Below are 13,252 nucleotides of genomic sequence, written 5' to 3'. Positions count from 1 at the left end.
AAAAGTTCAAATCACCATTAGGGAAAATCGATGCGGTCAAAATTGGGATATTGGGAGCAAAAGGGAGTCAAATAATGGAGTAAAGGCAAAAAACTTAAATTAGATTAATCTTAAAATACACTCAATTTAACTATTTTATAAAAATACACAAATTATCATATTTAGGTGAATTTATTGGGAATAAATAAAAAAATTACCGACAATATTTCCCTAGTTGGCTCAGAACAACTATCTGGAAGTGGAGATTGTCATGTTTATGCTATTCATTATAAGCCTGGTAAAGTTTGCTTGATTGATGCTGGAGTTGATTCGGGGAAAAAAATCTATCAAAACATAAATACTATCTTTGGTATCAAAGCAAAAATTACCCACTTGATTTTAACACACTGTCATATTGATCATATTGGTGCAGCCCATCAATTTAAGGCCCAATTTCCTAATATGGAGATTATTGCGCACAGTTGGGATACTCCAGCAATTGAAGGTGTTGCAGGAACTGAAAAACTAACTGCTGCCAGCTGGTATGGCATAAATTATAAGCCTGTAAAGGTTGATCAATCAATTAAAGATGATGAATATATACTCCGATTAAATGGGCTTGAGTTAAAATTAATTCATACTCCAGGACACACACCAGGTTCTATCAGTGTGATTTATGTTCATCCCAAATTTGGAACTATTTTATTCGGACAAGACATTCACGGACCGTTCATGGAAGAGTTTAATTCAAATGTCGAAGATTGGCGAAAATCAATGAAGTATCTGCTTTCATTTGAGCCCGATATACTTTGTGAAGGACATTATGGTATAATTAAAGGAAAAAGCTCAGTTCGAAAATTTATTGAATCTCACTTGCGACAGCATTAAACTTTAATGGCTGGATTCATCGACACCACCAATCTATTAGCAGAATTCAACGAAAAAATATCAGAAGATCAGAAAAATAAAAAAAAATAAGACATAGATTGAGTGAAGGAAGGTTTTTTAATTTTTAACCACTTTCTTTTTGATATCAGTAAGCTCTTGTGCTTCTCTAAAAGCGTCGTCGTAAACCTTTACTTTAAACTTATTGTGAAGTGGTGATAGTTTAGCACCAAAAGCAACCATTTTATAATATCCTCGAGCCAAACCTTTTACGCCTGTAACCATATCAGTGGCAACGTCTAATTCACTAAGTGTATTATCACAGAATCCACCAAATAACCCGTCAATAAAGGCATATACGTATTCCATACCGAACATTCCTATTACAAATAAAATTACTGCATTAATAATGTTGTATTCTCCACCAAACATTACATCAATTACCAAAAAGATTACACCTCTAAGAATGAGATAATTTACAGCCGCAGAAAGCAGAGGGGCAATATATGCCTGCCAAACGTTCCAATCCCATTTATGAATTTTAGTTCGAATCAAAACTAACACTAAAACATTTTTAATGGAAAGGGAGATTATATATGCGATGATTACTGCTTCCATTACATGCATCTCTGCCAAAAGTACGAATGTAAGAATTGCACGAATAAATTGCTCCACAATCCATGCAATTCCTGCATAAATTGGTTTATTAGCTGCTGCAAATTCGTAATCTGCCTGCCAAGAAGTGGGTCCAAGTGCTTGAAACAACATTAAAAGAGGAATTAATGATGCTGCCCGAGCCCAGTTAGGTCCACTAGCACCTAATATAAAAGGTCCTCCAATTGCTAAGAATGTTGAGACTAAATAAAATGTCCACAAACTTCCCCATTTAGTTCCTGAAAAAGATGTATAATTATGAAGATTAGTCTTCTTGTATTCATATGCTTCTGTTAAACCTCCCAACATTGAAGTCATTAATAAAGATATCGCTTGAGGAATAGTAGAAACAGTATATGCTAATTCAAAATAGCCTTGTTCGGCGCTACTATTGGGTAAATAAATACCTACTAGAAACACTTGTAAAAGCCAACCTAATGGTACCCACATTTGACCCAGTACCATTTTTCCGCCGAATTTGAATGTCTCTACAAATTCAGATTTGGTGAAATCTGCTGTAAAAATGGGAAGTAGTGGTAATTTTAGACTTTTATACATTTTCAAGGTAATTCCGAATAATACCCAATCACCCAGCAGTTGTCCAACCAGCATACCGATTCCTGCGCCAAATGCAGGACCATACATAATATTATTCGCAAAAATGGCTTTGAAAATGGGAACAGTCGCGATTTGAAGTGCTAATCGTAGAACAAATACTTGGAGGGCAAATGAAATCATGCTGAAATCTGTTCGTTGATATGCTTGGAAAAAATATTGAAAGACTAAAAATATCCCTGGAAATTGAATAAGAGAATGCACAACGAACATCCAAGATAAATATGAAAAGTTTGTGTGAGGAAAAATAAAAGATCCTATGAAGGCTACAAAAAACACTTGTGCAACTCCTGAAAGAATTTCCCACCATATGAAAAGTTGTACATAATGATATGCTTTTTCAGGTCTTTCAATTCTGTGCTGGGCAAAAAACTTTGTTATCGCGAAATTAAAACCCATATCAAAAACTAACCAGATGGCTTCAAAGAAATGAAGTGTGTAAGAATACCATCCACTCGATTGCGGATATGGATTTAAATATACAGGCATAACGAAGGATGTTACGATCAATTGCGGGATTAAAAGTAAAACCATAACGAAGAAAAGTTTAAAGAAACCTGCAATTTGTCGATGCATACCCACAACTTCCCACTTGTCATTTTTATCAACAAATATTTCATCTGCAGAGATTTCATCTGCTGAGATCTCATTTGTTACATTCTCTTCCTTCTCTTTTTTGCTAACTATTATGTCATCACTGATAAATATTTCCCGATGCTCCTTTTTATTTTTTCTAACATAATAATATACCACGATGGAACCTACACCTATAACCAACACTACAATTCCTAAAATAAGTCTGGCTTGGAAGTGTGGTACAGGACTACCTAACCAATCTCCATATAGTGGAATATTGGGATAATTTACTGTACTTTGAGCTGTTGAATACATGAGATAATTGAAATAAAGCCAAACCATGAAGTGTTGGTTGGAATTAGTATCATCGAATTCGTTTTGGAACCATCCCGTAAACACATACACATTCAAATGATTATTACTTCCCAAAGATCTTCCCGCAATTAGTGGGTAGTTAGTTTTAGTAAAATGTGCATCCGTCCATTGCATTCTTACGATAGTTTTAACTTCTGGGGTTAGATTTGTCATGAGCGTAAAATAGAAGGTTTCCGGAGCGGTATTCCATACAATTGACGAGATAAAAGGTAATGTACTGTTTTTATATTCGTCAGAAACTAATGAAAGCCCTTTTTTATCATTTATTTCATCAGGTTCATTAATATATCCTGAATTATTTGAAAATGAATTTGATGTTGAGATTTCTAAATCCACTAAAAGACTTGAATCTGAAGATAGTTGAGGTCCCATAATCACCATTATTCCATGATCTGTTTGCGATCCCCATGAAACTAATGCAGAACGTGCACTTACATTTAAAAGTACATCATTTATTACAACTACATTATATTCATCCAGGTTTGAAAGATCAACATCCGATGGATTTTGAACAGTAACATGCATATTATCTGAATCAAGTATTAAGGCTTCGGCAACATGTTCATTTTCTTCTCCTAAATAAAGTAATTCTGTTGGACTCGAGGTTTGTGCAGTAACAAACGGAAGAAAAAGACCCATCCCCCCTAAACTAAGAAATAATATCAAGATTAAAAGAGAAACGTTTTTTTTTATTGAATTCATACTTTTCACCAGAAAATTAACATCAACTTAAAAAAAATTTGAAACCTCAAATTTAAAAAATGAATGTTTAATTTCGATAGTTGTATTTTCATTGGTCAAGAAAGTATAAAAAAATAACAGAGATCCAGAGATCACGAGTGAAAAACGAAAAAAAAATGTAAATTTTATTGCAATTTCACTGCATGAACTGATATCCAATCTTCTCGTAAATTTTCACATGGTGTGCGAATAAGTTTTCTATACACGATATTTCTCAATTTTTGCTTGTATTTCAGGATTTACAGATGTCGAAAAATCTACCCAAGAATTTTTTAAAGAACTGCTTTGAACATGTATGAAATTCTCATTATTTTGGGAATCGGAATATCTAATTGTTAATTGTGCTGCAAAAATCAATTCATCATGAGTATTTGGCGATTGCACTAATGTGGTTGGACCTTGAACATCCTTAACCATTAAAATTACATCATTTTCCTTAGCCCATAGTTCCAATAGTTTATTTTCTTGTTCATCCTTTCCAACAATTATTTTGACACCATTGTATCGAAAATGTCGTCCAATTTTCAAATACTTCATATCTTTCATGTGAGGGTCTGCTGTATGATCAAAATAATCCTTCAATTTTCGAGCAAAATTCTTATCTGTTAATCGACATCCGCCTCCAGCGCAGTACTGCGTTATCAATTCGTAATTCTTTCCTAATTCAACTTGGATATTTCGTCGTCGTCCATGAATTGCTAACAATTTTTCTCGATCGATGATGCCTTTTTTTTCCATTTCTGTTGGTGGAAGCAATTTTGCTGAAAGTGGGCGCAGTATCTTTCCATTGAGATTTGCATTTTGTTCGATAGTTTTTAATGCATGGAGCATTTGTGACTTGGGGCGTTGTCCTAGTACTTCTCCAGTAATAATAAAATCTGCCCCAATTTCATTCATATATTCTGTCGCCTTTTTAAGAATGTGAATTCTGCAATCAATGCATGGGTTCATATTCTTTCCATAACCAAATTTTGGATTTTTAATTATTTCGAGATAATCATCACCTTTAGAAATGGTTTTAATCGGAATATTTAATTTAGAAGCAAAATACACTGCTCCGCATTGATTGTACTTACTATTTGAAGAACATGTACAAAAAGGAGAATGAAAATTTAATGCAACTACATCAATACCTTGGTCAATTACTAATTTTGCAGCAATAGCGCTATCAAGTCCGCCAGAAATAAGTGCTACTGCTTTATAATTCCGAGATTTTGATTCATTAATCAAATTATCCGCATTTATCTTATTTTTATTATTCATTTGAACTTGTTCCAATTTAAGTTCATTCTGCATAAGTAATCAATGAAAAAAATTTAAGATATTTTTTGGTGTTTGGGGTTATGAAAAATAAATAATAATTTTTGCAAACTAATTTACACATGATGACTTTCATCCTATAGTTATAGTTGTAGTTATAGTTGTAGTTATAGTTATAGTTGTAGTTATAGTTCTAGTTATATAAGCAAATACAAAGAATTTTAAGAAGCAGTTATAACAATTATTAGTCGTATAGAAAAAAACTTGGAGTTATGATAGAACTATGGATCATTTAAAATCAGCTGCTTCGAAAATTACCTCTTTAGAAATTCAAGGTGCCACCAATATTGCCATCTATGCAGTTAAAGAATTCATTGCATTTGCTCAACGACATAAGGATGAATCAAACGAAACTCTTTGGAAAGATCTTTTAACAGCAGAACAAATTTTTGCGCGATCTCGTAGCACAGAACCTGCCATGCGAAATGGTCTTTTATTCATTTTAGGCAAAATTAAGCATGATCAGCATCAAGGTATTGAGGTTAATCTTGCAAAAATGGTTGAAATATATGGAAATGAATATATCAGCATTTTAAAAGCATCTAAAAGCCAAATTGCCAAATATGGTGCAAGATTAATTCCTGAAAAATCTTCGGAACCATTTGTTGTTCAAACTCATTGTCATAGCAGCATTGTAGAAGCAATTTTTGTAGAAGCAAAGAAGCAAGGACGACATTTTAAGGTGATTTCCACTGAAACACGCCCATTTTATCAAGGAAGAATTACAGCAAAAAAGCTGATGGACCATGGAATTGAAGTTATTCAAGTTGTTGACAGTGCAATGCGTTGGGCTGCTCGAAATTTAGGAACAGATTTAATAATAATTGGGGCTGATGCAGTTACCAGTGAAGGAACTGTTTTAAATAAAATTGGCTCTCGTTTATTAGCATTAGTTGCCCATGAAGAACATATTCCCCTATATGTAGCGACTCCCCTATTGAAATATAACCCAGGAACTGCATTTGGTAATTTTGAAAAAATTGAAATGAGGGATACGGTTGAAATTTACAAGGATTGGGATGAAAAACCGGACCAACTAAAAATCCTAAATCCTGCTTTTGAAACGGTTAACCGTCTTTATATTTCAGGAGTTATTACTGAAGCGGGTATTTTTCCCAGCGGACAAGTTCATTCAAATTTCCGCCATGTCTATCCATTTTTACAGAATGCTTATCAGTCAATTGAGCATGAAGAGTTAGAATTTAAAATATAATAAAAAATTAAGATATATTGTTAAAAGTTGAAACAAACTAATAATAATTAAATAAAGATAACAAAATAGGAGAAAGAAAAATGTTAGAAGTAAAAAATTGGGAGTTTTTTCCAGAACGAATTACTCTTCCTGTTACTGATTGCAACCGTTATGAATATTACGGTTTTAAAGTGCCAGACCCTGCACTTATTGATGAACAAATGCGTAAGCGATTAGGACCATATTTGCTCGATCTTAAAACAACATTTGATTTTAATTACTATCGGCAAAATTACATTATAATGTATCTTTCGATAAGCCCAAAATTACGTGAAGGTTGGTCACTCCGTTATGGCCTTTATCGTGCGGCATTAGAAATTGCTGCAGAAGAATCTACTGGAACATGGGACCCTGATTTGAAAACTCTTCTTCCAGAAGAGATGGACGAAAATTCTAAAACCAATATGAAAAAACTAGAAGCAAAAATTATCGGATTAAACTTTTTTTCTGGTATGGCTGCAATTGCATTACCCATCGAAGGTTTTGAGCTTGGTAATATTCCTCAATTATTAAGCGTAATTATGGGTAATTATACCGGAATGACAAGTGTAGCATGGGGTGTGCGCTTAGAAGATTTGGATTTTCCAGATAAATATGCAAATAGTTTTATAGGTCCAACTCTCGGAAATGATGGAATTAAAGAAATTTTAGGAAATTGCATGACTGTAGGTACAATAGTCAAACCAAAGACAGGTTTAAGTGAAGAAGATTGGGCAAAAGCTGCACGCCGTTCATTTGAAGGTGGATTAGATGTAGTTAAAGATGATGAGAATCTTACCTCTCAAGATTACTGCACCTTTGAAAAACGCGCTCGGCTAGTATTGAATGAATGTCATCGAATTACCAATCTAACTGGACGTAATCTTGTCTACGTTGCTAATATTACTCATGGTGATATGGATGAAATGATTAGACGGGGAGAATTGATTCGATCACTCGGCGGAAACTGCCTCATGATTGATATTCTTGCCACCGGGATGGTTGGCGTTCAAACTATTCGGAAAAAATTTCCACACATGATTCTTCATGGTCATCGAGCAGGTCATGGTGCACAAACAATTTTCCCTGAGATTGTTGTTGACGGTCAACCCATGGATTTGCGCCATGGAGTTTCAATGAAAGTATGGACTTTGATTGCAAGGTTGGGTGGGATTGATCAATTTCACATTGGCGCACCATTGGGAAAAATGGAAGCATCTTCACATACTGTTTTGGAAAATTTGGAAGCTTGTGTAAGACCCTTGGGAAAAATTAAGCCTATGCGACCTATTTGTTCTGGAGGTTTAAAAGCAACTGTTTTGTGGGAGGTTGCACGTGTAATGAATCCTAATAGTGATGTTCCTAATCAAGATATTATTTGTCAAGCCGGAGGAGGAACTCATTCTCATCCTTTAGGAACATTTGGAGGCGCTAAATCTATGGTTCAAGCTCGTGATGCAATATTAAAGGGTAAATCCATTTTTGAAACAATTTCTTCTCATTTTGAGTCATTATTAGCATTTCGAAGATGGGATCGCGAGAAGTATGAAGAATGGATAAAAACTTTGACAGAAGAGAGTAAAATGGTTGTTGAACCTGACATGCGAGTATATATGAAAAATGGGGCATATTCCAAACCAGAACCTCCACATTTAAACATCAAAGAAGCGATTAAGAAGTTCCATGCACTGGCTGCTGATATACGAAAATGGAATCCTGAACTTGCACAAAAAATTTGGGACAATTAAATCAGCTTAATAGACAAATTAAAAATTTTTTCGAAATTTTCTTTTCCTTTAAATATAAATGGTCCAAAAATCCTTTATTAACCATTAAAATCATTAATAAAATCAGAATAAACATAAAAAATTTTTTGATAAAAATGAGTCATAAAATACCTAATATATCAAAAATACCAAAATTATCAAAAATGCCTTCAATATTTTGCCCTACTTGTGGTACTCAAGTTGATTTTGAATTGGTTCAAGATTTAGCAGAAGGAATTACTATTTACTGCCCCTCATGTGGAAATAAATTTGAATATGAACACTATAAACACCGATTTAATTCAACAAAACAAACATCATCAGGAAATATTTTATCATCATCATCATTTAGCTCCAAAAAGCAAGATCCAACTTCAAAATTGAAAATAAATTCAAAATCTTTATCATCAAAATCTTTATCATCAAAATCGTTATCATCAAAATCATTATCATTAAATAATAGATCTACTCCATCCCAAAAATCAACACTTAATACTACTCCTTCTTATGCAAATCGTATAATTTCTCCAATTACACAAAATCAAGTAAAAGAACTTCACAATACAAATGAATATCGTCAATTTCAGATACTACAAAAACGAATTCGAAAAGATTACAAAAATGCAAAAAAAACAAATAAAACAAGATATAAACAACCTCAAAAACAATCGAAATTCGAATATCGAAAAATTATTCGAGATTTAAGAACTAAATTTAGAAAAACTCGTGAAGAAAACAAACGCATTTACCAACTTTCTCTTTTAACACTAGTTGAAAGAAATCCAAACGAAATCGCTAAAATAAAACGTAATTATCGGCGCTTAAAAAGGAGAAATAGGCGCCAATTTTCTCGTGCTAAGTCAGAATATTCTAAATCTTATAAATTAATTGTGAAATCAAATAAAAAATTATATCAAACCACCAAAAAAGCTAACAAACAAAATTATAAACAAATTATAAATATGAATATAAATCAATGGAAGAAATATACTTTAACTTTAAATAGACACTTTTTGCAATATTGGAAATTTGAGCCTCAAATGGTAGTAAATAATGAATTCAGAATATTTAATCCTCAAATTTTTACACCTCCTGTTCCTGAAACATTTCAACCAGCTCAACTACGTTCTAATAATTCCGTTTTACCTATAATCCCTCCATCTTCTCCCCATTTGAGAACTAAAGTACAATCATTCAAGCCGAATTTATCCCAGTCAAAAAGTAGAATCCCCCATAAAAAGAAAGTTGCTAACTTTGATCCATATACAGGTAAGCCTTTAAAACATAGAAAACGTTTTGATCCTTTTACAGGAAAACCTTTGAATTCTTCAGAACAAACTGCATCATCATCAAGAATAGATGATGTAAATACAAGTGAAACAGTTATTCGACCTTCGAAATTTGTATCCTCTTCATCTCCAGATTCAGTTGGTAGTTCTAAACCAATAGAACCATCTAAGTTATCTAAACTCTCTGATTTATCTGAATTATCTGATTTGTCAGAGTCGTCAGAGTTGTCAGAGTTGTCAGAGTTGTCAGAATTGTCTGAATTATCTGAATTATCTGAGTTGTCTGGATTGTCCAAATTGTCTGATTTGTCTGAGCAGTCTCAATTATCAGATATATCAAAATTATCTAATAATTCTGAATCAGCTAAGTCTTCTAAACCTTCAAGTTCAACTGAACCTGTTATATCAAAAGAAGAAGAGCCTCAGTTTGATTTTAGTCAAGTCTATACTGTACTAGAACCCGATGTTAGAGAAGGTTTGCTGAATCTTTCTATATCTGAAGAAGACAGAAATATGATTGCCAAATCGTTTATTTATCTAAATTATTCTCAACAAAAAAAATACCTTGAAGAAATCGCTGCAGTTAATAACCCAAATTCTGAAACTCGAGAAGAATTAAAAAAAACAATTCAAAATTTGCCTATTCCTGATGACCAAAAGCATTTTCTTATTGATCAACTAAAATATCTTAATTTAGAAGAACAAGATAATTTTGTTTCAACACTGGAAAAAACCAAGTTAATAGATCCTTTAAAAGAAACCAATGAAAAAGTAAAAAAAGACCAGATTAGAGTAGAATCTAAAAGTTATTCTAATAAACAGGTGGATAAAGAATCCATCAATAAACCAGAAAATGATACTAACAATGAACCAGAAAATAAAAACGGCATTAAACCAAAAAATGAAACTAACAATGAACCAGAAAATAAAAACAGCATTAAACCAGATAAAGAAACCGGCAAAGACCTTCAAAAAGAAACTGAAGAATTATCCGATCTTGAGAAATTACAGCAAGAACGGGATCGTCTAATTGCATTAAAACAAGAAAAGATAAATCAAGTGGAAAAACAGCGCGAAATGCAAGTTCGAATAAAATTAGAAGAAGAGCGTTTAGCCAGAGTAAAAGAATTGAAAGAAAAATTAAAACAATCCAAGCAGTTAAAGGAAGATTCCATTTCTTCTCAAAAGAAACCCGCACAAAAGGAAAAGAAAAAATCAAGCAAAAAGAAGTTGCTTGAAAAATAACTTTTTGAAGAATAAGTATGATAGGAAGATCTTATTTTAACTAATAAATCCGCAAAACTTTTTTTTTTTCCTTCTTTAACACTCTTATTCTCATTTAAAGTGAATTCATATGGCTAGAAAAAAAAAAGTCGAGTTAAATCTTTTTCATCTTGATGTTAGCAAAATCTCTGCGATGAAAGAAAAACACATAGAACAAATCATGCAGTACTTGGAAGAAAATGTGCCTGATAGTAAAATTACAAAAGACGGTAATCTTGTAAAAATTGAAGTCCCAATCTCAATATCAAAAAAAGTTTTAAAACTGAGAATTAAGAAGTACATTTATCAAGCAGGGTTAAAAGATGAGTTTAAAATTGTAGCTTTACCAAAAGGCGAAACATCTGGTTTTAAAATTCTCTCTCGAGTTTAAGTGCGAATAAGTTTAAAAATTAAATCCAATTATCTTTTTTATCTTGAATTTCGATTTGCATTAATCTTTTTTTATATTTAATTGTAGATTAGTTTTTGATTTTCTTATATTAATATTTATGGAGAATGCTGTCTAAAAATGAGATTTCAGCTATTTCCTTTTAACAAACGTTTAATAATTTCTCAAAAATTCAATTTGGACTCCTTTCAATCAGTTATTTTAAGTTGGAAATATGCAAATGAACTCGAATTTTCAACGAATAAGCCTGGAAATATTAGTCCATGGCATTCAATCAATAATATTACTTTTCAAGATTATATAAATGTCAATAATGCAATTACTAAATATCTTTTATCCCGTTTGCCTTCACTCTCAACAGTTTATTTAGGAAGATTTATTTGGGAAATTGTTGATGTGATGATGAAGACGCCGCCTCATCAAAATCTGTTATTAGGAAATATTTTGCTGATTTCCCCTTTAATTCTTTCTGCTATTAGACTGAAACATAAAAACCCTACTAAAACTAAATTTAAGTTTAATTCTTTCTGGAATGAAGTAAAAAAAACAATTTTAAGGACCACAGAACAAGATACTATCTTAGTTGCTGAGGCAATTAAACATGCAAACCCTGGAGGATTAATTAAACCTGGAGGGAAAGAAGTTCCAGAAAGATTTAATATACTAAACCCAGAATTCTCTGCTTATGTAAAAAAACATAAAATACATTTGATTGATTTATTTCAAAAAAGCATGAATTATGATCTCATTAGTGGAGAATGGGTATCGGGTTATCATATTTGTCAATATTGGTTAAAAAATTATTTTTATAGTATTTATAATGATACTTTAAAAAAAAGAAGGTGCAAAAATGAAATTAATCTTAATACCTCCTTTATTATTCAACAATTATCCATTAAATTCCTAGCTACTTATCCAGATTCTCTTATTTTGAGGAAAAATTCTTCAATTATCGCAGAGAATGTCCAAAAAAGAGCTCAAGAAATTATTCACGAAGGTGGTCTTTTATCAGAATCTGGAAAAATACTATATCAAAATTTTTCTCAATGGTTAAATTCTAGTAATGGAAAATTAAATCCTGGAACCACAGCAGATTTTATTGCAGTGCTACTATTTCTTGCCCATTTGATAGGTTGGCTTCCATCTTAAGTTAAGATTTTTACAGCTGATTCGTATTTATCGAGTAAACCTTTAATCCGAGAAGGATCAATCTGTAATCTTAATGCTGCTGATCGTATACTTCTTGTTCCGTTCAAAATTTTTGCTAAATCACTTAATAATTTAAAATCCTCTTTTTGAAATCCTTGTAGACTTAATAGAGGGATTAAATCCTCAGGAATGACTTCAAGTTCAGGTTTATAATCTTCTCTCTGAATTATCTGTCTTTGAAGAAGTTCAGAAAGGTACGAATTTAATTTTGTCTTGGTAATATCAAAATTCTTTACCAAATTTGTGTAGGAACATCCATCTCCAATATATTTAATAATTTGAATTATTTTTTTCGAATTAAATTTATTAATTAATAGTAAATTTTCTTTACTTCCTTCATCTAAAAAAAGAGGTGCTTTTATTGTTGTTTTAAAGCGATCCCATGGAAAATACTCCATTCGCAAAAAAATTAAATTAGTTTTCCATAAAAAAAAGAAAATTTCTCTAAGTGAATCTATTGATATTGAATATACCTCACTAAATTCGAGAATAGACCACGTTCCATCTAATTTTTCCCAAATTTGATTTAAAAATGAAATGTTATAATCATTCTGACAAATTTCTATCAGATAATTAAATGTTTCAGGAAGATGATTTGCGTCAAGATTATGATAATTAAATCGTTTTTCTGGAATTAAAAATGATGGGAGTAGATATTCAGCCAAATTTCTTGCAATCATGCGTAAAAATATGAATTTTTTAAGGTTAATAAAATAATCTTTCTCTTGGTTAATGTTCTTCTTATTTTGAATCTTTTCACTCTTTTTTTGATTAGCATTGTTTTTAACTTGATTTATATCATTCTTTATTTGTATTTTTCCTTTAATTTCGCTGAATTTCTCATCTGAAAAAGTCTGCCCACCAATCATTTCGATATTAGGATTGTTATTTATAAAAATACTATAATCTTGTTCTAAATCTTCTAACAGTGGATCAATAT

Annotated in this window: 9 protein-coding genes; 6 read left to right on the top strand and 3 right to left on the bottom strand. The window is 31.9% G+C overall.

From position 1 onward, the window contains the following. The first annotated feature begins 174 nt into the window (after positions 1 to 174). Positions 175 to 867 carry an MBL fold metallo-hydrolase gene (locus ACXLDF_RS16635; RefSeq protein WP_457559679.1) on the top strand — a complete coding sequence of 231 codons (693 nt, stop codon included), beginning with the start codon at positions 175 to 177 and terminating at the stop codon, positions 865 to 867. A 117-nt stretch (positions 868 to 984) separates the two neighbouring features. Here ACXLDF_RS16635 and ACXLDF_RS16630 read toward each other — a convergent pair whose 3' ends face one another. Both ACXLDF_RS16630 and ACXLDF_RS16625 read right to left on the bottom strand, forming a co-directional pair. Next, positions 985 to 3,786: a lipopolysaccharide biosynthesis protein gene (locus tag ACXLDF_RS16630; RefSeq protein WP_457559678.1), complete on the bottom strand. Its 2,802-nt coding sequence runs from the start codon at positions 3,784 to 3,786 to the stop codon at positions 985 to 987. 237 nt (positions 3,787 to 4,023) lie between these two features. Continuing rightward, the gene (locus ACXLDF_RS16625; protein ID WP_457559677.1) at positions 4,024 to 5,121 is read right to left on the bottom strand and encodes a hypothetical protein; all 1,098 of its coding nucleotides are present in this window, start codon (positions 5,119 to 5,121) and stop codon (positions 4,024 to 4,026) included. Positions 5,122 to 5,368: 247 nt separating this feature from the next. On the opposite strand from ACXLDF_RS16625, the gene ACXLDF_RS16620 reads away from it, so the two are divergent. From ACXLDF_RS16620 to ACXLDF_RS16600, 5 genes are all read left to right on the top strand, one after another. Continuing rightward, positions 5,369 to 6,358 carry an eIF2B alpha/beta/delta subunit family protein gene (locus ACXLDF_RS16620; protein WP_457559676.1) on the top strand — a complete coding sequence of 330 codons (990 nt, stop codon included), beginning with the start codon at positions 5,369 to 5,371 and terminating at the stop codon, positions 6,356 to 6,358. An 80-nt stretch (positions 6,359 to 6,438) separates the two neighbouring features. Beyond that, positions 6,439 to 8,124, top strand: a complete 1,686-nt coding sequence (locus ACXLDF_RS16615; protein ID WP_457559675.1) for a RuBisCO large subunit C-terminal-like domain-containing protein — start codon at positions 6,439 to 6,441, stop codon at positions 8,122 to 8,124. A gap of 134 nt (positions 8,125 to 8,258) precedes the next feature. After that, positions 8,259 to 10,676 carry a hypothetical protein gene (locus ACXLDF_RS16610; RefSeq protein ID WP_457559674.1) on the top strand — a complete coding sequence of 806 codons (2,418 nt, stop codon included), beginning with the start codon at positions 8,259 to 8,261 and terminating at the stop codon, positions 10,674 to 10,676. Between the two features lie 109 nt (positions 10,677 to 10,785). Further along, complete coding sequence (locus ACXLDF_RS16605; RefSeq protein WP_457559673.1) at positions 10,786 to 11,085, top strand: hypothetical protein; 300 nt, start codon at positions 10,786 to 10,788, stop codon at positions 11,083 to 11,085. A gap of 138 nt (positions 11,086 to 11,223) precedes the next feature. Then, positions 11,224 to 12,252 carry a triphosphoribosyl-dephospho-CoA synthase gene (locus ACXLDF_RS16600; protein WP_457559672.1) on the top strand — a complete coding sequence of 343 codons (1,029 nt, stop codon included), beginning with the start codon at positions 11,224 to 11,226 and terminating at the stop codon, positions 12,250 to 12,252. On the opposite strand, the gene ACXLDF_RS16595 is transcribed toward ACXLDF_RS16600, so the two are convergent. Next, positions 12,249 to 13,252 (bottom strand): hypothetical protein (locus ACXLDF_RS16595; RefSeq protein ID WP_457559671.1); only part of this gene is annotated, 1,004 nt, incomplete at its 5' end. The genes ACXLDF_RS16600 and ACXLDF_RS16595 overlap by 4 nt on opposite strands.

It is taken from the genome of Candidatus Harpocratesius sp., assembly GCF_054039255.1.
This window is presented reverse-complemented; position numbering and strand designations above follow the sequence as displayed.